The 18,879-nt window shown below is 70.3% G+C and carries 16 protein-coding genes; 5 read left to right on the top strand and 11 right to left on the bottom strand.

Annotated features, from left to right (window positions below; genetic code table 11):
* From metG to CEK69_RS17770, 4 genes are all read right to left on the bottom strand, one after another.
* Positions 1-1,679, bottom strand: a 1,679-nt coding sequence (gene metG / locus CEK69_RS17785) for a methionine--tRNA ligase (RefSeq protein ID WP_152247082.1), incomplete at its 3' end; no start/stop codon positions are given.
* Positions 1,680-1,887: 208 nt separating this feature from the next.
* Positions 1,888-2,340: a DUF2147 domain-containing protein gene (locus CEK69_RS17780; protein ID WP_017910211.1), complete on the bottom strand. Its 453-nt coding sequence runs from the start codon at positions 2,338-2,340 to the stop codon at positions 1,888-1,890.
* 126 nt (positions 2,341-2,466) lie between these two features.
* Positions 2,467-2,856, bottom strand: a complete 390-nt coding sequence (locus tag CEK69_RS17775) for a VOC family protein (protein ID WP_226975217.1) — start codon at positions 2,854-2,856, stop codon at positions 2,467-2,469.
* A gap of 2 nt (positions 2,857-2,858) precedes the next feature.
* The gene (locus CEK69_RS17770; protein WP_226975216.1) at positions 2,859-3,347 is read right to left on the bottom strand and encodes a VOC family protein; all 489 of its coding nucleotides are present in this window, start codon (positions 3,345-3,347) and stop codon (positions 2,859-2,861) included.
* Between CEK69_RS17770 and mmuM the strand changes: the two genes are divergently transcribed.
* Positions 3,346-4,284 (top strand): homocysteine S-methyltransferase, encoded by a 939-nt coding sequence (gene mmuM / locus CEK69_RS17765; RefSeq protein WP_152247078.1) that lies wholly within the window; start codon positions 3,346-3,348, stop codon positions 4,282-4,284. The two genes, CEK69_RS17770 and mmuM, sit on opposite strands and share 2 nt — an antisense overlap.
* Positions 4,285-4,780: 496 nt before the next feature.
* Here mmuM and CEK69_RS17760 read toward each other — a convergent pair whose 3' ends face one another.
* The 7 genes from CEK69_RS17760 to trxA form a co-directional block, all read right to left on the bottom strand.
* Positions 4,781-6,658 carry a DUF885 family protein gene (locus tag CEK69_RS17760; protein WP_152247076.1) on the bottom strand — a complete coding sequence of 626 codons (1,878 nt, stop codon included), beginning with the start codon at positions 6,656-6,658 and terminating at the stop codon, positions 4,781-4,783.
* Between the two features lie 199 nt (positions 6,659-6,857).
* Complete coding sequence (locus tag CEK69_RS17755; protein WP_193314031.1) at positions 6,858-7,640, bottom strand: queuosine precursor transporter; 783 nt, start codon at positions 7,638-7,640, stop codon at positions 6,858-6,860.
* Positions 7,637-8,314, bottom strand: coding sequence for a DUF502 domain-containing protein (locus tag CEK69_RS17750; RefSeq protein ID WP_017910205.1), 678 nt, complete (start codon positions 8,312-8,314; stop codon positions 7,637-7,639). The genes CEK69_RS17755 and CEK69_RS17750 overlap by 4 nt, the downstream gene beginning before the upstream one ends.
* 214 nt (positions 8,315-8,528) lie before the next feature.
* Positions 8,529-8,978 carry a DUF4442 domain-containing protein gene (locus CEK69_RS17745; protein ID WP_148827570.1) on the bottom strand — a complete coding sequence of 150 codons (450 nt, stop codon included), beginning with the start codon at positions 8,976-8,978 and terminating at the stop codon, positions 8,529-8,531.
* On the bottom strand, positions 8,975-10,645 hold the full coding sequence (locus CEK69_RS17740) for a CHASE2 domain-containing protein (protein ID WP_152247072.1): 1,671 nt from the start codon (positions 10,643-10,645) through the stop codon (positions 8,975-8,977). The genes CEK69_RS17745 and CEK69_RS17740 overlap by 4 nt, the downstream gene beginning before the upstream one ends.
* On the bottom strand, positions 10,642-12,318 hold the full coding sequence (locus CEK69_RS17735) for a FecR domain-containing protein (RefSeq protein ID WP_226975215.1): 1,677 nt from the start codon (positions 12,316-12,318) through the stop codon (positions 10,642-10,644). The genes CEK69_RS17740 and CEK69_RS17735 overlap by 4 nt, the downstream gene beginning before the upstream one ends.
* A 156-nt stretch (positions 12,319-12,474) precedes the next feature.
* Positions 12,475-13,335, bottom strand: a complete 861-nt coding sequence (gene trxA / locus CEK69_RS17730) for a thioredoxin (protein ID WP_267096834.1) — start codon at positions 13,333-13,335, stop codon at positions 12,475-12,477.
* 154 nt (positions 13,336-13,489) lie between these two features.
* Between trxA and CEK69_RS17725 the strand changes: the two genes are divergently transcribed.
* From CEK69_RS17725 to holA, 4 genes are all read left to right on the top strand, one after another.
* Positions 13,490-14,113: a DUF998 domain-containing protein gene (locus CEK69_RS17725; RefSeq protein WP_152247068.1), complete on the top strand. Its 624-nt coding sequence runs from the start codon at positions 13,490-13,492 to the stop codon at positions 14,111-14,113.
* 221 nt (positions 14,114-14,334) lie between these two features.
* On the top strand, positions 14,335-16,977 hold the full coding sequence (gene leuS / locus CEK69_RS17720; RefSeq protein ID WP_152238278.1) for a leucine--tRNA ligase: 2,643 nt from the start codon (positions 14,335-14,337) through the stop codon (positions 16,975-16,977).
* A gap of 124 nt (positions 16,978-17,101) precedes the next feature.
* Entirely contained in the window at positions 17,102-17,716 is a 615-nt protein-coding gene (lptE, locus tag CEK69_RS17715) for an LPS assembly lipoprotein LptE (RefSeq protein WP_017917516.1), read from the top strand.
* A 101-nt stretch (positions 17,717-17,817) separates the two neighbouring features.
* The gene (holA, locus tag CEK69_RS17710; protein WP_017917515.1) at positions 17,818-18,852 is read left to right on the top strand and encodes a DNA polymerase III subunit delta; all 1,035 of its coding nucleotides are present in this window, start codon (positions 17,818-17,820) and stop codon (positions 18,850-18,852) included.
* Positions 18,853-18,879 lie beyond the last annotated feature (27 nt).

Genomic DNA, 18,879 nt, shown 5'->3' with positions numbered 1-18,879 from the left:
TGTACGAGCGTCTGCAGAGGCAGAGGTGTATAAGGGGTGTCCTTGGAGGCGTCGGTCATGGCGTCGAGCAGCTTGGGGTCGATACGGGTGAACAGGGGGGCGTACGGTTGGATCACGTGCGCCAGCAGCGGGGCGTCGAGGTCGTCCCAGGCGCCGAGCGGGGCCGACAGGAACGCCTCGGCCTCGGCGCAGGTGCGCGGCAGCACCGGCTTGAGCGCGGCGGCCAGCACCCGGAACAGGTTCAAGCCCTGCGTGCACACGGCCTGCAGTTGCGCTTCGGCGCCGTCCTGCTTGGCCAGCACCCAGGGCTTGTGTTCGTCGATGTACTTATTGGCCTCGTCGGCCAGGGCCATGGTCTGGCGGATCGCGCTGGCCGGGTCGTTGCGCTCGTAGGCCTCGCGGATCGGCGCCAGCGCGGCGACGAAGCGCGCGTACTGCGCCGCATCCGGCAGCGCGTCGGCGAGCGTGCCGCCGAAGCGCTTGTCGATGAAGCCTGCGCAGCGGCTGGCCAGGTTGACGAACTTGCCGACCAGGTCCGCGTTGACCCGCGCCACGAAGTCGCCCAGGTTCAGGTCGAGATCGTCGACGCCGCCGGAGGACTTGGCCGCGAAGTAGTAGCGCAGCGCTTCCGGCTCCAGGCCCACGTCCAGGTAGGTGCGGGCCATGACGAAGGTGCCGCGCGACTTGGACATCTTGGCGCCGTCGACGGTCAGGTAGCCGTTGACGTGCAGCCGGGTCGGCGCGCGGTGCCCGGTGCCGTGCAGCACCGCCGGCCAGAACAGGCCGTGGAAGTTGACGATGTCCTTGCCGATGAAGTGGTGCAGTTCGGTGGCGGTGCCGGCGGCCAGGTGCGGCTCGAAGGCTTCGCCCAGGCTCGCGCACAGGGTCTGGAAGCTGCTCAGATAGCCGATCGGCGCGTCCAGCCACACGTAGAAGTACTTGCCCGGCTGGCCGGGGATCTGGAAGCCGAAGTAGGGCGCGTCGCGGGAAATATCCCAGGCGCGCAGGCCGCCTTCGCTGTCCAGCCACTCCATCAGCTTGGCCTTGACCCCGGGCAGGGCGACGTCGCCGGCCAGCCAATCGCGCAGGAAGCCGTCGAAGCGGCCGACCTCGAAGAAGAAGTGCTCCGAATCGCGCAGTTCCGGCGTGGCGCCGGAGATCACCGACTTGGGCTCCTTCAGCTCGGTCGGGGAATAGGTGGCGCCGCAGACCTCGCAGTTGTCGCCGTACTGGTCGGCGCTGCCGCAGTTCGGGCAGATGCCCTTGATGTAGCGGTCGGGCAGGAACATGCCCTTGGCCGGGTCGTAGAACTGCGCCACCGAGCGCCGCGCGATGTGGCCGCCGGCGTCGAGCTTGGCGTAGAACGCCTCGGTCAGGGCGCGGTTGGCGTCCGAGTTGGTCGAGTCGTAATGGTCGAAGGCCACGCCGAACGCGGCGAAATCGCGCTCGTGGCTGGCCTGGATGGCGGCGATGAAGCTCTCCGGGGTGACCCCGGCCTTCTCGGCGGCCAGCATGATCGGCGTGCCGTGGGTGTCGTCGGCGCACACGAACCAGGTGCGGTCGCCGCGCAGCCGCCGCGCGCGCACCCAGATGTCGGCCTGGATGTAGCCGACCAGATGCCCCAGATGTAGCGGTCCGTTGGCATAGGGCAGGGCGGTGGTGACGAGGGCGGTGGTCATGGCGGCCGGCGTTTCTGGGGGCCGAGGATTATTGCATGGAGCTGGGAATGGGGAATCGGGAATGGGGAATCGCAAGAGCGCCGCCCGCGAGCTGATGGGCTACGAAAAAGGCGCCTTTGCAGGCGCCTTGTCGGAGTGGGGTGGGATCAGGCCGGCAGATGCCGCTTTTAACGATTCCCGATTCTCCACTCCCGATTCCCGGCTTCCGTCACTCCCTGATCCAGGTCTGCGTCCGCCCCAGCGCCTCGATGCCGATGTAGCCGCGCATCTGCAGCTTCTTGCCGCCGTCGGTCAGGGTGACCTTGGCCTTGTAGGTCTTGCCCTTGGCCGGGTCCAGCACCGAGCCGCCGTCCCATACCGCGGTGCCGTCGGGCTTGAGGCCCCACAGGATGGTCATGCCCTTGATCGGCTTGCCCTTGCGCTCGCCGTCGCACTTGTCGCACATCGGGTTGGGGCCGTGGTTGGACTGCAGGATCTCGACCACCTTGCCGCTCAGTGTGCCGTTGGCGGCCTGTTCGATCTGCACGATCGACTTGGGCTTGCCGGTTTCGTCGTCGATGGTCTGCCAGCGGCCGACCGGCGAGGTGTCGGCGGCGTGCGCCATGAATGCCGCCGCGCTCAGCGGCAGGGCCAGCATCAGGGTCTTGAAGGTCGTGCGCATGTTCCCCTCCCGAGGGATGTCCGGTGCGGCCGGCGCGATGCCGGCCTGATCCGACTGTATACCCAAGCGTATGGTGCTGGGAATCCGCACTGCGGCATGCAGTTCAGCGTGGCCGGCGGTGGGCGTTCAGCCGTTTTCGTACAGTTCCAGCGGCAGGTCGTCGGGATCGGCGAAGAAGGTGAAGCGGCGGCCGGTGTATTCGTCCACACGGATCGGTTCGACCTCCACGCCGTGCGCCTGCAGGTGCGCGACGGCGGCGTCCAGGTCGCGCACGCGCAGCGCCAGGTGGCGCAGGCCGCAGGCTTCCGGGCGGCTCGGCCGCGGCGGTGGCGCGGGGAACGAGAACAGTTCGAGCTGGCTGCCGTCGGGCAGGGCCAGGTCCAGCTTCCAGGAGTCGCGCGCATCGCGGTAGACCTCGGCGATCACCGGCAGGCCCAGGATGCGGCAATAGAAGTCCTTGGAGCGCGCGTAGTCGGAGGCGATGATCGCCACGTGGTGCAGGCCATCGAGGGTCAGGCTCATCGGCACAGCGCCTGTCCGAATTGCAGCAGATGGCCGTCCGCATCGTGGATCGCGAACTCGCGCATGCCGTAGTCGAAGTCTTGCAACGGATAGACGATGCGCCCATGTGGATGCAGCCGCTGCCACCAGGCATCGACCTCGTCGGTGCGGAAGTACAGCGAGCAGGCGACATCGGAGACGGTTGCATCGTCCTCCGACAGTCGCGTGGCCAGCATCAGTGCCAGCGGGCCGTGCCGCAGCGACACCCAGCCCGTCGCCACTGCGCCGCCATCGAGTCGAAACGCCAGGGTTTCGGTATAGAACGCCAGTGCCGTGGTGAGGTCGGCACAGCGCAGCATCGGTGTCAGCGTAGTGAAGGTCATGCGCTGAGTCGGGGCGAGCGAAACGGGGCAATCCATGGGAGAAGCATAGCGCACCGGTGCGGCCGCACCGCTGCGCGTGCCGTCTGCGACACTGCGCATTCCATCGCTGCGAGGCCGCGCCATGCCGCACAACCCGCTTGCCGCGCTGCTGGCCGAGGACCGGTGCCTGGTGCTCGACGGCGCGCTGGCCACCGAACTGGAGCGTCGCGGCTGCGATCTGCGCGATCCGCTGTGGTCGGCGAAGATCCTGCTGGAACAGCCGGACCTGATCCGCGAGGTGCACCAGGATTATTTCGCCGCCGGTGCGCAGTGCGCGATCACCGCCAGCTACCAGGCCACGCCGCAGGGCTTCGCTGCGCGCGGGATCGACCTCGCGCACTCGCAACGCTTGATCGCGCGCAGCGTCGAACTGGCGCAGCAGGCACGGCAGGCGCATCTCGCGCGGCATCCGCAGGCGGGGCCGTTGCTGGTCGCCGGCTCGGTCGGTCCGTATGGCGCCTGCCTGGCCGACGGATCCGAGTACCGTGGCGACTACACGTTGCCGCAGGCGGCATTGCGGGACTTCCACCGCCCGCGCATCGCCGCCTTGATGGAAGCCGGCGTGGATCTGCTGGCCTGCGAGACGCAGCCGTCATTGGCGGAAATGGCGGCCTTGCTGCAGGTGCTGGAGAAGTTTCCTGGGGTTGTCGCCTGGTTCGCCTGCACCCTGCGCGATGCCGCGCACCTCAGCGACGGCACGCCGTTGCGCGAGGTGGTGGCGTTGCTCGACGGCCATCCGCAGGTGGTCGCGCTCGGCGTCAACTGCGTCGCGCCGTCGCTGGCCACTGCGGCGTTGCGTCATCTGGCGACGCTGACGCGGTTGCCGCTGGTGGTGTATCCGAACGCGGGCGAGCGCTACGACGCCGAGCGCAAATGCTGGCAGGCTGACAGCGCCGATGCCGGTAGCCTGGTCGACCACCTCGCCGCATGGCGTGCGGCCGGCGCCCGCCTGATCGGCGGCTGCTGCCGCACCACGCCGCAGGACATCGCGCAGCTGGCGCGGGGTCTGGCAGCGGTGTAGAGGCCTTGCACGCGACGTACGATGGCTTCGCAGCCGGTTTTCAGGCCGTGTCGACGCTGGTCAATCGCCTTGGCCGTTTGTGGGAGGGACTTCAGTCCCGACGCCCTTCACTGCAACGCGTCGGGACTGAAGTCCCTCCCACAAGGGGTTCATGCGTGCCCAATGCCCTGATGCAACTGGTGTGCGATCCGCACCGAGTGGAATGGGCGCAACGGGACGGCGATTGCATCAACGGGACGTCGCTGTAGTTCCCACTCCTGTCGCGCTGCACTTGCAGCAGCCGGCATGCCAGGGAGCTGCACTGTGGGTTCGTGCGCGCTCATGTCCTGGTGGAACTGGCGTGCTATCTGCCTCCGTGCGGCGCCTGCTTTCCCGTAGGGGCGGCTTCAGCCGCGACCGGGCTTCACCAGCAAGGCCCCATCGCGGCTGAAGCCGCTCCTGCGACGATCCCGCGACGCCTCAGGTCGCATGTTCCGCGGGAGGAGCGGCTTCCCGCTCACCCCTTCTTCTTGCCCGCCACCCAGCGCTCGATCTTCTCCTGCAGCACGTTCAGTGGCACCGAGCCGTCCTTCAGCACTTCGGCATGGAACTCACGGATATCGAACTTGTCGCCGAGTTGCGCGCGCGCGTAGTCGCGCAGTTGCATGATCTTCATCTCGCCGATCTTGTAGGACAGCGCCTGGCCGGGGATGGCCATGTAGCGCTCGGCCTCGGCTTCGGCGTCGGTGCGGCTGGTGGCCGAGTTCTGCAGCATGTAGTCGATCACCTGCTCGCGGGTCCAGCCCTTGCTGTGCAGGCCGGTGTCCACCACCAGGCGGATCGCGCGCCACAGCTCGTTCTGCAGGTAGCCGAAATAGTTGTAGGGATCCTGGTACAGGCCCAGGTCCTTGCCCAGCGATTCGGCGTACAGGCCCCAGCCTTCGATGAAGGCGGTCTCGCCGCCGAAGCGGCGGAACTTGGGCAGGTTGGTCAGCTCCTGCTGCAGGCCGAGCTGGAAGTGGTGGCCGGGAATGGCCTCGTGCAGGTACAGGTCTTCCGCATCCCAGGTCTTGCGGCTGGGCAGGTCGTAGGTGTTGACGTAGAAGATGCCGGGGCGGCCATCCTCGCTGGGACGCATGTACGAGCCGCTGGCGGCCGACTGCGCGCGGTACGGCTCCACCGGGCGGATCTCGAACGCGGCCTTGGGCTTGAGCGAGAACATGCGCGGCACCGCCGCGTCGACCCGGCCTTCCAGGCCGCGGTAGTAGCTCAGCAGCTCGTCCTCGCTCTTGAAGGTGAAGCGCTTGTCGGTCTGCATGAACTTGAAGAACTTCTGCATCGAGCCGCGGAAGCGCACCTGCTTCATCACCGCCTGGATCTGGCCCTGGATGCGCGCCACCTCGTCCAGGCCGATCTGGTGGATCTGGGCGGGGGTCAGGTCGGTGGTAGTGCTCTGGCGCACGTTCCAGGCGTACCAGGCATCGCCGCTGGGCAGGGCGCCGATGCCGGCGGTATTGCGCGTGGCCGGCAGATATTCGGTGGCGATGAAGCCGCGCAGCGCGCGGTAGGCGGGCATGATCCGGTACTCGATCATGCGCTTGTATTCGGCGGTGATGCGCTGCTTCTCGGCCTCCGGAATGTCCGCCGGCAGGTTGCGCACCGGACCCCAGAACAGGCTCTCCTCGGCGGTGGGCTTGATGATCGCATCGAGCTGCGGCAGCACCTTCTCCATCAGCGCGCGCGGCTGCACCACGCCGGCCTTCATGCCTTCGCGCATGTTGGCGATGGCCTGGTCGAACAGCGCCGGGATGCCGAGCGCGCGCCGCGACCAGTTGTCGTAATCCTTGACCGTGCGGAACGGCTGCGCGCCGGTGCCGGAGCCGAGCATCACCATGATGCTGCCGACGTTGTAGAACTGGTTCACCGGCTGCATCCAGCTCGGATACTTCTCCGCCTCCAGCGCGTTGCGCGCGTCGCCGACGAAGATCTCGTAGCTGAGCAGGTCCTGGCCGGTCAGGCCATCCTTGCCGATCGCCTCGGCCTTGCCCAGCCACTCCACGGTGAAGTCGTGCGACTGCTGGCGGAACGCGGCCGAGAGGAAGTTCGGCAACTGGTCGTTGTAGCGGCTGTCGCCCTGGAAGGTCGCCTGCAGCGGATTGAGCTTGAGCGAGGCTTCCCAGTAGTCGTCGTACAGCCGGTTCAGCTGTTGCGCCTTGGTCAGCACCACCGGAGCCGGCGCCGGCCGCGCCTTGCGGGCCTTGCTCGCCTTGGCGCGGGTCTGCGCGGTGGTCTGCTTGGTGGTCTTCTTCTTGGCCGCGTCCGCCGGGGCCGCCAGCGACAGGCTCAGGGCGGTGGCGATGGCCAGGGACAGCAGGCGGGAAAAGCGGGGCGGCATTGCGGGCTCCAACGACAAGCGAGCGGGGAGCTTGCCCGATCCGCACCGCCGAGGCCACCCATGGCCGCTGCCTGCGGGCGCCCACCGCCCTGCCGCGGGCGGGCGCCGTGTCGCGACGGGCCAGGCGGCATCGGCGTCTGCGGCGCTGCACGACGGCCGCGCGCAAGCGCGTGCGGTGCGCTCGCGCGTGTGCCGGCGTTCAGTCGGCGGCGGCTTCCTTGCGCAGTTGTTCGGCGCGTTCGGGGGTCAGGTAATCGGTGATCAGCCGCCGCATCAGGTACAGCAACGGGATCAGCAGCACCGCCAGCAGCATCTTGCAGATGTAGTTCAGCGTGCTCACCGCCAGGAACAGCTGCATCGACCAGTGCTGCGGGCCGAGCACGAAGGCGATGTAGATCACCACGAAGCTGTCGATCAGCTGCGAGACCGCGGTGGAGCCGGTGGCGCGCAGCCACACGTGCTTCTCGCCGGTCACGTTGCGGATGCGGTGGAACACCGCCACGTCGATCAGCTGGCCCGCCATGAACGCGACCAGCGAGCCGGCGATGGTCCACATGCCCTGGCCGAACACCGCGGCGAACGCGGCCTGGTAGTCGGGCACGCCCTGGTGTTGCGCCGCGGTGACCCAGAAGCCGGCTGGGGCCAGCGCAATCGCGGCGAACGCGAACAGGAAGCCGTAGCCGATCAGCGCCACCGCCAGCCAGGAGATGAAGCGCACGCCGCGGCGGCCGAAGAACTCGTTGATGGTGTCGGTGAGGATGAACACCAGCGGCCACAGCAGGGTGCCGGCGGTGAAGTTCATCGAGCCGGTCTGGCCGAACAGGTTCCAGTTCAGTGGGGCGATGCCCAGGGTGTCTTCCAGGGCGAAGATCTTGACCCCGATGAACTCGGCCAGCGCGGCATTGACGCAGAAGAACGCCGCCAGGGCGATGAACAGCCGGACCGCGCGATCGTCGAGCGTGCCGCGGCGCATCGGCGTCAGCGGTCCACGGTGCGGGTGAAGGGCACGCTCTCCGGCGACACCGCGCCGCCGGAGATGATGAAGCTCATGGCCTGGTCCACGCTCCAGTCGGTGGGCGTGAGCAGTTCCACCGGCACGATCTCCAAGTAGCCGGAGGTCGGGTTGGGCGTGGTCGGCACGTACACCGCGGCCAGCTCGCGGCCGGTGCCGTGTTCCTTGATGACCCGCGTCACCAGGCCCACCGACTTCATGTCCCGGTGCGGGAAGTCGATCAGCACCACGCGCTGGGTGCTGCCGGGCTGGGTCTGCAGGATGTCCACCAGCTTGCGCACGCTGTCGTAGACCACGCTGGCCAGCGGGATGCGGCGCATCACGGCCTCGAACCAGCGCAGCAGGCGCTGGCCGATCATGCGCCGGCTGAGGATGCCGACCAGCAGGATCACCGCCAGAGTGGCGATCAGGGCGATGGTGTTCTGCACCCATTGCGCGGTGGCCCAGCCCAGCTCGCGCGGGAACGAGGCGGCGATGCGCACCGACAGCGGCACCACCCAGGGGCTGCTGATGCCCGAGAGCAGCACGAACACGAACTTGACCACCACCCAGGTCAGCCAGATCGGCAACAGGGTCAGCAGGCCGGTGAAGAACAGCCGTTGCAGGGACGGGCGGGGGGCGGGAGCGGAGAGATCGGGCGACATCCGCGTAGTGTAGCGGCGCGTGATGGCCGTTGGTGCGGCGCCGCACGGTCTCGTGGCGCGGCCGTGCAGCTGCGATTGGGCCGGGGCCCGCCCATGCCGCTCGCCTCGCGACGCCGCGCACGCTGACGGCGCGGTCGGTATCGCATGCGATGTGTACCCGCCTGCGTGCGCAGAGGCGGCGCCGGCCTTGGCGAATCCGCGGGCGGCAGGCGCGCTAACGCGGCGGCTTGCGCTTGACGTACAGCTGCTTGCGCGTCCGCGCCACCACCTCGCCCTGGGCGTCGACGACGTCGGTCTCGAACCAGCGCAGATGCTTGTCGCCGCCGGCGGTGGCCGCGCGCAGTTCGTCCAGCAGGGCCTGGTCCAGATCGAACCGCGCGCTGACCGTGCCGCGCCCCGGGCGCACGAACTCGATGCTGCCGGCCTTGTCCCAGACGTAGTAGTCGCGCCCCAGGTTCTGCATGGTCAGCAGCATCCAGAACGGGTCGGTCATGGCGAACAGGCTGCCGCCGAAATGGGTGCCCACGTAGTTGCGGTTCCACGGACGCATGCGCAGTTCGACCCGCGCATGGCGGTAGTCCGCGCTCAGTTCGGTCACATGGATGCCGGCGCACAGGAACGGCGGCCACAGGTTCAGGCCCAGGCGGAACAGCGATGGCTTCATTGCGCGGCGGTAGGTGGATCGGAGTGCGGCAGGGTACCAGACGCATGCGTATGGTGCTCCGGTGGCGCGTCGCTGAGCGCGTAGCCGTCGCGTCCGTCGCGCTTGACCCGGTACAGCGCCGCGTCGGCGGATTCGAAGAACGCGCGCTCCGACGTGAGCGCTGTCGCGGTGGCGCTGTGCACGCCCAGGCTGGCAGTGATGGCGACGCTGCCGTTCGGCGCGCGCAGCGACAGCCCGCGGATCTCCTCGACCAGCGCCGCGGCGATGCGGCTGGCATCGGCGGCATCGGTGGCGGGCAGGATCATGGCGAACTCGTCGCCGCCAAAGCGCGCGGCGACCTCGCGCGGATGTCGCGCATGCCGCGCCACCGCGGCGGCCACCAGCTTCAGCGCGCGGTCGCCGGTGCGATGGCCCAGGGTGTCGTTGTAGCGCTTGAAATGATCCACATCGACGATGATCAGCGTCAGCGGCCGGCCGCTGCGCCGTGCCTCGTCCAGCGCCTGGGCGAACGCCTGTTCGAAGCCGTGGCGGTTCACCAGCCCGGTCAGAGCGTCGCGATGCGCCTGGCGGCGCCAGCGTGCCGCGTGCAGGCACAACTGCCCGGCGGCGACGATGGCCAGGGCGAGCAGGGCCGCCCCTGGCGCGAACCAGCGGCTGCCGAGCAGCAGCCACAGCAGGCTGCCGCCGGCGACCACCGCCATGCTCGCCAGCGGCACCAGCCAGCGCCGTCGGCGCCCACCGGCGCACTGCGTGCCCAGGCAGGCCAGCAGCACCAGCAGCGTGGACCCGGCCACCTGGGCAGTGCGCGACGACGGCAGGATCGGGTCGCCGCGCAACAGCATCGCCGCGACGTTGGCCTGGTATTCGGGCGCGCTCATCCAGCGCGCATCGGACATCGGCGTCATCACCCGCTGCCCCAGACCGGTGGCGGTGACGCCGACGATCGCCAGGCGTCCGCGCAGCGACTGCGGCGGAATCCGGCCCTGCACGACGTCGACGTAGGACACCTGCGCGAACGGTGCCGACGGCGCGGCGAAACGCAGGCCGACGTAGTCCGCGCGATGCCAGGCATAGGGTGCGTCGGTGGTGGCCGGCGCCGGCGGCAGCGCGCGGTCGGTGAGGGCCGCGGCCAGCGCCGGCCAGTGCGCACTGCCGAGCCCGGCGCGCAGGTAGACGCCGCGCGCGATGCCGTCGGCATCGACGGCGAGGTCGGTGTGCGCCAGCGCCGCCGCGGCGGTGGCGATGGCGGGGATCGGCAACAGCTCCTGCGGCATGTCCGCACCGCCGGCGCTGCCGATCACCGGCAGCACGGTGCGGCCATTGCGTCGCAGCGCCGCGGCCAGGCGCGCATCGTCGTCGGCGTGTTGCAGGTCGGGCTCGCTGAACAGCAGATCCAGCGCCACCCGCTCGGTGCCCGCTGCGCTGAGCCGGTCGAGCAGGCGCGCGTGCAGGTCGCGTCGCCATGGCCACTGGCCCAGTGCCTGCAGGCTGCGATCGTCGATGGCGATCAGCAGCATGCGCGGATCGGCTGGACGCGGCGCCTGCGCGATTGCCGCGTCGTACAGCGCGTTGTCCAGTCGCCCGGTGACATCGCCCAGGCTCAGTGCCGCGGCCAGTGCGGCTGCGACGAGCGCCACCAGCACGTGTCGCAGCAGCGTGGCGTTCACAACGCCAGCCACAGCAGCAGCGCGCCGCCGGCCATGCCGAGCTTGCAGTAGCGGCAGGGCAGGTCCAGCGTCTGCGGCGTCGAGAACGGCGCGGCCTCGCCGTCGGCGTCCAGGGTCTGGATGCGCACGTACCAGGTGCCGCGGCGCGGCCGCGGCAGCGCGACCTGCGGCTGGGTCACGGTGCGTTCGAGCAGGCCGCGGCGGAACGCGGGATCGCGCGCCAGCTGCACCCGGTAATGGTGCGCGTCCGGATCCGGCTGCCAGCGCAGGGTCAGCGTGCTGCGCTCGGCCTGCGCCGGCGCCAGGCCGGGATCGACCGGGGTATCGCTGAGATGCAGCGTCAGCGCCTGCCCGAACGGGCCTTGCCGGCCTTGCGCATCGCGCGAGGCGAGGCGCCAGAAATAGGTGCCGGGCGGCAGGGGCTGCGGCGCGCGCAGCTGGGTCGCGTCGGTCTGCTGCTCCAGCAGCAGGTCCTGGAACTGCGCATCGCGCGCCACTTGCAGCACGCTGCTGGTCGCCTCCGGGTTGCGGGTCCAGGCGAAGCGCGGCCGCGCGATGCGCAGTTGCTGCTCGTGCAGCGGCTGCACGGTCAGCGGCGGCAGCGGCGTGGCCGAGACCTGCAGCGGCTGCTCGGCGTCCTCGCCTTCCACGCCGGTGGCGGTGACGCCGCGCAGCAGCAGCCGCAGGTCGCCGGCCGGCAGCGCGTCCAGCGCCAGTGCGGTGGCCTCGGTTTCCTGGGCGAAGCGCAGCACCTCGCGTTGCTGCGCGTCCACCGCCTCGAGGCGGTAGTGGCTGGCGCCGGCCAGCGGCGCCCAGGCGAGCAGGTAGGGCGGGCGCTGCAGGCGACTGTGCGCCAGGTCCAGGATCGGCGCCGGCAGCAGCGCTTCCTGCCGGGGCGCCGACCCGGTGGCGACCCGCGCCGCCTCGCCTGGCTGCAGCAGGCGCTGGCCGCCCTGGCCGGCGACGCGCACCGCGCCCTGCAGCACCTCGGTGCTGGCGAACGCGCTGTCGCTGCCGGCGCCGACCCGGAAGCGGGTGCCGCGCACACTGCTGGTGCTGGACGGGGTCTGGATGATGTAGCGCGAGGCGGGGCCGGTGGCGGGGATGACGTCGTTGCTGGTGCGACCCTTCTCCAGCCGCACCCGGGTATCGACCATGCCGGTGGCGCCGTAGCGGACGAGCTGGTCGAAGCGCACCAGGCTGTTCTCACGCACCTGCATGCGCGAGCCGTCGGCGAACTGCACGGTCGCGCTGGCATCGGCACCGGTCTGCAGGGCGCTGCCGATCGGCAGCGGCATGCCTTGCTGCGCCGAGAGCGTCGCCCGGTCGGCGGTCTGCACGCTGATCTGTCCACGCAGGGCGACCAGCCGCGCCGGCGCCGGTTGCACGCGCAGCCAGGCGATCGGAAACCGCAGGCGCGATCCCGGCACCAGCCGCTGCGGATCGGCGACCTGGTTGTGCTGGCCCAACCGCGCCCAGTCCATGCCCGGGCGCAGATACAGCCGGCCGAGATCCCAGAGCGTATCGCCGGGGCGCACCCGGTAGTGCCAGTCCTGCGCCATCGCAGTGGGGGCGAGCAGCAGGCCAATCCAGCACAGCAGGCCGGCCAGCCTGCGTGCGCCTGCCCACGAGGTGCGGGTGGGCGAGGCCATGCGGCGATCGAACTGGTTCACGGCATACATCCGGCAAAAGACCAGGCCGGCGCTGCCTGCGGGGCTGCAGGCGGCGTTCGTCCCTGATCGCGGCATCCTGGGGTCAGGCCGGGTCGCGTCCGTCCGTCGCAGCGGCTGGAGACGCCGGAGTCAGCCGCTGGACCTGAGATTGTAATCTCAGAACAACAGGGCGGACATCTTCCGACGGTATTGCCCGACCAGATCCTCGTCCTCGATCACCCGGAACGCATCGATCAGCGCCTTCTTCGGCAGGCCGTCCTCGAACGCGCGGTCCTGGCGCAGCATCTCCAGGAACTGTTCCAGCGCGGCCGCGTCGTCGCCGCCGACCAGGTGGCGCACGCCCAGCAGGTAGCGCGCCTTGAGATCGGCCGGATCCTGCGCCAGCGTGGCCTGCAGGGTCTCCAGCGGCGGGGCGGCCTGCAGCGCGCCGACGAAGCCCAGTCGCGCCCGTGCCCGCACCGCGCGCTCGTCGGTGGCGAGATTGGCCGGCAATGCGTCGATCAGGGTCTCGGCCTCGGCGGCGGCGCCGACCTTGACCAGGGCCAGGGCCAGATCCAGCTTCAGTTCGTCCTTGTCCGGCTCGGCCGCCACCGCCTCGCGCAGGCGCTGCACCTCGGCCTGCGGATCCAGCGGCGCCGCCGGCACGTCCTCGGCCGGTTCCTGCGCGGCCAGTGGCACGATCCCGTGCTGGGTCAGGAACTCGCGCAACTGGCCCTCGGGCAGGGCGCCAGGGAAGCCATCCACCAACTGTCCGCCCTTGACCAGGAATACCGTCGGCACCGAGCGGATCTGGAACGCCGCCGCGATCTGCTGCTCCTGGTCCACGTCGACCTTGGCCAGCACGAAGCCGCCGTTGTACTCGGCCGCCAGTTTTTCCAGGATCGGGCTCAGGGTCTTGCACGGGCCGCACCAGGGCGCCCAGAAGTCCACCAGCACCGGGGTCTGCAGCGAGCGCTGCAGCACGTCGGCTTCGAAGGTCTCGGTCTTGGCGTCGAAAACGTGGGGCGTGTCGGACATGGGCAGTGTCATCGCAGGCGAGAGGACGCTCTGTATGGAGGCGTCGCGGCGCCGATGCAAGGGCGGCGGCGCCACGCCACGCGTGCCGGCCGCGGCTGCAGCGGCGACAATGCCCGGCTGGAGGCGTCATGCCGGCGCGAAAGGATGGGAACGGATGGGCGAGGTGAGCGAACGGGTGCTGCGCTGGATCGGGCCGCTGCTGGCAGTGGCCGCGGTGGCGGCGATGCTGGGCTTCGGCGCGGTGCTGCCCGGCTATCTGCCGTGGTCGCATCCGCTGGCCCTGCTCGGCGCGCGCGGCATCCCGCACGCCTGGGCGTTCAACCTGCTGGCATTCGTGTTGCCCGGGGGGCTGGCGATGGCACTGGCGCTGCGGCTGTTGCGCCGCGGCGGCCGTCACGCGCCCTGGTCGTTGCGCGTTGGTGGGCAGTTGCTGCTGTTGGCCGGCCTAGCTTTCGCCGGCATGGGCCTGCTGCCGCTGGATCCGACCGACCTGGACGCGCGCGCGACCCAGTTGCATGCCAGCGCCTGGTTGCTGTGGGTGGTGGCCCTGGTGGCGGCCGCGGCCCTGCTGGGGCTGGGCGGGCGCCGCGATCCGGCCGCGCGCGGCTGGGCCGCGCTGGCGTTGGCGATGGCGCTGCTGGTGACGCTGGGCGCGTTCGCGCTGGATCGGCTGGTGTGGCCGGCGCTGGCGCAGCGGCTGGTGTTCCTGCTGTGGTGGGGCTGGCTGGCGCTGCTGGCCTGGTGGCCGGGGCCAACGAGGGTCCCGCACCGCGGCTGATCCGGTCGGACTTGCGCAGTCGGCCGTCGAGATGGGCTGCGGCAGGGGCGATGCCGGCGTGCGGCCCGGCGTCGCCAAGCGCGTTGCAGCCGCGGTCCCGGCGCCTGCCAGGCGCCGCCGCGGCGTCCCGCGCCGCTGCCGCCCGTCGCCGGGATTGGAGCGGCTTGCCGCGCTACGGTACCCTTGGCCGCTTTGTTGCCGCCTGGCCCTTGCCCGTTTCCATGTCCGCCGTCGAGCCCACCGCCTACGACCCGCAGCAGGTCGAATCCTCCGCCCAGCAGTTCTGGGACGCCACCCGCGCCTTCGAGGTCGACGAGACCTCCGACAAGCCCAAGTTCTACTGCCTGTCGATGCTGCCGTACCCGTCCGGGGCGCTGCACATGGGCCACGTGCGCAACTACACCATCGGCGACGTGATCAGCCGCTACCAGCGCATGATCGGCAAGAACGTGCTGCAGCCGATGGGCTGGGACGCGTTCGGCCTGCCGGCCGAGAACGCGGCGATCAAGAACAAGACCGCGCCGGCGAAGTGGACCTACGCCAACATCGACCACATGCGCAGCCAGCTCAAGTCGCTGGGCTATGCCATCGACTGGTCGCGCGAGTTCGCCACCTGCCGGCCCGAGTACTACGTGCACGAGCAGCGCATGTTCACCCGGCTGATGCGCAAGGGCCTGGCCTACCGCCGCAACGCGGTGGTGAACTGGGACCCGATCGACCAGACCGTGCTGGCCAACGAGCAGGTCATCGACGGCCGCGGCTGGCGCTCCGGCGCGCTGGTGGAAAAGCGCGAGATTCCGCAGTGGTTCCTGCGCATCACCGACTACGCGCAGGAACTGCTGGACGGCCTGGACCAGTTGCCGGGCTGGCCGGAGTCGGTCAAGACCATGCAGCGCAACTGGATCGGCCGCTCCGAGGGCCTGGAGATCCAGTTCGACGTGCGCGACGCCGATGGCAGCGCGCTGGACCCGCTGCGCGTGTTCACCACGCGCCCGGACACGCTGATGGGCGTGACCTTCGTGTCCATCGCCAGCGAGCACCCGCTGGCGCTGCACGCGGCCAAGTCCAATCCCGAGCTGGCCGCACTGCTGGCCGAGCTGAAGCAGGGCGGCGTCTCCGAAGCCGAACTGGAAACCCAGGAAAAGCGCGGCATGGCCACCGGCCTGACCGCGGTGCATCCGATCAGCGGCGAGCAGGTGCCGGTGTGGGTCGCCAACTTCGTGCTGATGGGCTACGGCACCGGCGCGGTGATGGCGGTGCCCGGCCACGACCAGCGCGATTTCGAATTCGCCAGCAAGTACGCCCTGCCGATCCGCCAGGTGATCGCGCTGAAGGCGCCGAAGAACGACGACGAGCGCAGCTACGACCCGAGCCGCTGGCAGGACTGGTACGGCGACAAGACCCGCGAACTGGAACTGGTCAATTCCGCCGAGTTCGACGGGCTGGATTTCCAGGGCGCGTTCGAGGCGCTGGCCGAGCGCTTCGAGCGCAAGGGCCAGGGCCAGCGCCGGGTCAACTACCGCCTGCGCGACTGGGGCGTCAGCCGCCAGCGCTACTGGGGCTGCCCGATCCCGGTGATCTATTGCCAGAGTTGCGGCGCGGTGCCGGTCCCCGAGGACCAGTTGCCGGTGCTGCTGCCGGAGAACGTGGCCCTGAGCGGCACCGGCTCGCCGCTGAAGACCGACCCGGAATGGCGCAAGACCACCTGCCCGCAGTGCGGCGCGGCGGCCGAGCGCGAGACCGACACCTTCGACACCTTCATGGAGTCGAGCTGGTACTACGCGCGCTACACCTCGCCCGGCGCCAAGGACATGGTCGACAAGCGCGGCAACTACTGGTTGCCGGTGGACCAGTACATCGGCGGCATCGAGCACGCGATCCTGCACCTGATGTACTTCCGCTTCTTCCACAAGCTGCTGCGCGACGCGCGCCTGGTGGACAGCGACGAGCCGGCGACCAACCTGCTGACCCAGGGCATGGTGATCGCCGAGACCTTCTACCGGCAGAACCCGGACGGTTCCAAGGACTGGATCAACCCGGCCGACGTGGACGTGCAGCGCGACGACAAGGCGCGGGTGATCGGCGCGGTGCACCGCGGCGACGGCCAGCCGGTGCTGATCGGCGGCACCGAGAAGATGTCCAAGTCCAAGAACAACGGCGTGGATCCGCAGGCGATGGTCGGCAAGTACGGCGCCGACACGGTGCGCCTGTTCTCGATGTTCGCCGCGCCGCCGGAGCAGTCGCTGGAGTGGAACGAGGCCGGCGTGGACGGCATGGCGCGGTTCCTGCGCCGGCTGTGGGCGCAGGTGCACAAGCATGTCGCCGACGGCGCCGCGCCGGCGCTGGACCCGGCCGCGCTCAACGCCGAGCACAAGGCGCTGCGGCGCAAGACCCACGAGACCATCGGCAAGGTCGCCGACGACTACGGCCGCCGCCACAGCTTCAACACCGCCATCGCCGCGGTGATGGAGCTGACCAACGCGCTGGCCAAGTTCGACGACGCCGGCGATCAGGGCCGCGCGGTGCGCCAGGAAGCGCTGGAAGCGGCGGTGCTGCTGCTCAACCCGATCACCCCGCACGCCAGCCACGCGCTGTGGCAGGCGCTGGGCCATCCGGCGACGCTGCTGGAGGACGTGCCGTTCCCGCAGCCGGACCCGGCCGCGCTGGTGCGCGACGCGGTGACTCTGGCGGTGCAGGTCAACGGCAAGCTGCGCGGCACCATCGAGGTCGGCGCCGACACCCCGCGCGAGCAGATCGAGGCGCTGGCCCAGGCCGAGCCGAATGCGGCCAAGTTCCTGGAAGGGCTGAGCATCCGCAAGATCATCATCGTCCCCGGCAAGATCGTGAACCTGGTGGCGGCGTGAGCCGGCGCGCCGCTGCGGCCGCGTCGCGGCCGTGCGGCGCGGCAGGTCTCAACCCGCGTTCACGCGGCGTACGGCAGGCTAGCCGCCTGTTGCCGCGCCCAGCCGGCTCCTCCAGACTGTGTCCATGACCCGACTCCTGCTCGCTCTCGTCTTCGCGGCGTCCCTGACCGCCTGCGGTTTCCACCTGCGCAACAAGCTGACCCTGCCGGCCGACACGCCGTCGGTGAAGGTGGTGTCCTCGGCGCCGTACAGCGAGCTGGCCAAGCTGCTCGAGCGCGGCCTGCGCGCGGCCGGCGCGCAGATCGCGCCGAAGGACGTCAACACCGGTGTGGCCCGCCTGGAGGTGCTGTCCGAGCGCTGGGGCGATCTGCCGATCGCGCTCGACGCCGAAGGCCGCGCCCAGGAATACAGCCTGCGCTACGCGGCGATCTTCCTGTTCCGCCGCGCCGACGGCAGCGTGCTGGTGCCGCAGCAGGTGATCGAGCTGTCGCGCGACTACGTCTCCCCGCCGACCGACGCCACCGGTACCTCCACCGAGCGCGAGATCCTGGCCGACGAACTGCGCCGCGAGATGTCGGCCTCGATGCTGCGCCGGATCGACAGCGTGGTGCGCGCGCAGGTGCGCGACGGCAAGGACGTCAACGCCGCGCCGCCTTCCACCGACGGCACGCCGGTGGAAGGCAAGCCGGCCGACGGTACCCCGGCCGCAGGCAAGCCGGCGACCACGCCGCAGCCTTGAGCTTGGCCCTGCTGCCTTCGCCGCCGCGCACGGCGGCCACGCCGTTCGCTGTCGGCGCATGGCGTTCGCCGTATGTGCCTGCAGCAGCGTAGGCTGTCGTCATGGAACTGCGCCCCGAACAACTCGCCACCCAGCCGGCGTCGCAGCCGTTGCAGCCGGTCTATCTGATTGCCGGTCCGGAAACCCTGCGCGTGCTCGAAGCCGCCGATGCGGTGCGCGCCCGCGCGCGCGCTGCCGGCATCGGCGAGCGCGAGGTGTTCGATGCCGATGGTCGCGATTTCGACTGGGGCCAGCTGTATTCCAGTTTCAATGCGCCCAGCCTGTTCAGCGCGCAACGCCTGATCGAGCTGCGCCTGCCCAGCGGCAAGCCCGGCAAGGAGGGTGGCGAGGTCATCAGCGCGTTCTGCGCCGATCCGCCGCCGGACGTGGTGCTGCTGATCACCTGCAACGAATGGAGCAAGGCGCACCAGGGCAAGTGGGCCGACGCGGTCGCGCGCATCGGCACCATCGCCGTGGCCTGGGCGATCAAGCCGCACGAACTGGGCGACTGGATCGAGCGGCGCCTGCGCAGCAAGGGCCTGCGCGCCGACGCCGGCGCGGTGCAGCGCCTGGCCGAACGGGTGGAAGGCAACCTGCTGGCGGCGGCGCAGGAGATCGACAAGCTGGCCCTGCTGGCCGACGGCCAGGGGCTGGACGTGGCGGCGATGGAGTCGCTGGTCGCCGATGCCGCCCGCTACGACGTGTTCCGCCTGGCCGAGGCCACGCTCGGCGGGCAAGCGCCGGCGGTGCGGCGCATGCTCGCCGGCCTGCGCGCCGAGGGCGAGGCGGTGGCCGCACTGCTGCCGATCCTGATCAAGGAGCTGCTGCGCACCGCCGCCCTGGCCAAGGTGCAGGCCGCCGGCGGCAACCTGGCGGCGGAAATGAAGGGGCAGGGCATCTGGGAATCGCGGCAGGCGCCGTTCAAGCGCGCGCTGCAGCGCCACGCCGAACCGCGCCGCTGGGAACGTTTCGCCGCCGAGGCCGGCCGCATCGACCGCATCGCCAAGGGCCGCGCCGACGGCGATGCCTGGATCGCCCTGGAACGCCTGCTGCTGGCGATCGCCGAGGCGCGGGCGGTGCGGTTGTTGGTGGTATGACGGCCGGGAGCCGGGAATCGGGAATGG

Source organism: Xanthomonas sp. LMG 12462 (assembly GCF_009192885.1).
In the GTDB taxonomy this organism is placed as follows: Bacteria; Pseudomonadota; Gammaproteobacteria; order Xanthomonadales; family Xanthomonadaceae; genus Xanthomonas_A; species Xanthomonas_A sontii.
Note: the sequence above shows the minus strand (reverse complement) of the source record. Positions and strands in the feature narration are given on the sequence as shown.

Bases quoted from the DNA above. Each gene is read 5' to 3' on its own strand.
- CEK69_RS17780 (WP_017910211.1), bottom strand. From the start codon at position 2,340: ATGCGCACGACCTTCAAGACCCTGATGCTGGCCCTGCCGCTGAGCGCG.
- mmuM (WP_152247078.1), top strand. From the start codon at position 3,346: ATGCCGCACAACCCGCTTGCCGCGCTGCTGGCCGAGGACCGGTGCCTG.
- CEK69_RS17770 (WP_226975216.1), bottom strand. From the start codon at position 3,347: ATGGCGCGGCCTCGCAGCGATGGAATGCGCAGTGTCGCAGACGGCACG.
- CEK69_RS17760 (WP_152247076.1), bottom strand. From the start codon at position 6,658: ATGCCGCCCCGCTTTTCCCGCCTGCTGTCCCTGGCCATCGCCACCGCC.
- CEK69_RS17750 (WP_017910205.1), bottom strand. From the start codon at position 8,314: ATGTCGCCCGATCTCTCCGCTCCCGCCCCCCGCCCGTCCCTGCAACGG.
- CEK69_RS17745 (WP_148827570.1), bottom strand. From the start codon at position 8,978: ATGAAGCCATCGCTGTTCCGCCTGGGCCTGAACCTGTGGCCGCCGTTC.
- trxA (WP_267096834.1), bottom strand. From the start codon at position 13,335: ATGTCCGACACGCCCCACGTTTTCGACGCCAAGACCGAGACCTTCGAA.
- CEK69_RS17725 (WP_152247068.1), top strand. From the start codon at position 13,490: ATGGGCGAGGTGAGCGAACGGGTGCTGCGCTGGATCGGGCCGCTGCTG.
- leuS (WP_152238278.1), top strand. From the start codon at position 14,335: ATGTCCGCCGTCGAGCCCACCGCCTACGACCCGCAGCAGGTCGAATCC.
- lptE (WP_017917516.1), top strand. From the start codon at position 17,102: ATGACCCGACTCCTGCTCGCTCTCGTCTTCGCGGCGTCCCTGACCGCC.
- holA (WP_017917515.1), top strand. From the start codon at position 17,818: ATGGAACTGCGCCCCGAACAACTCGCCACCCAGCCGGCGTCGCAGCCG.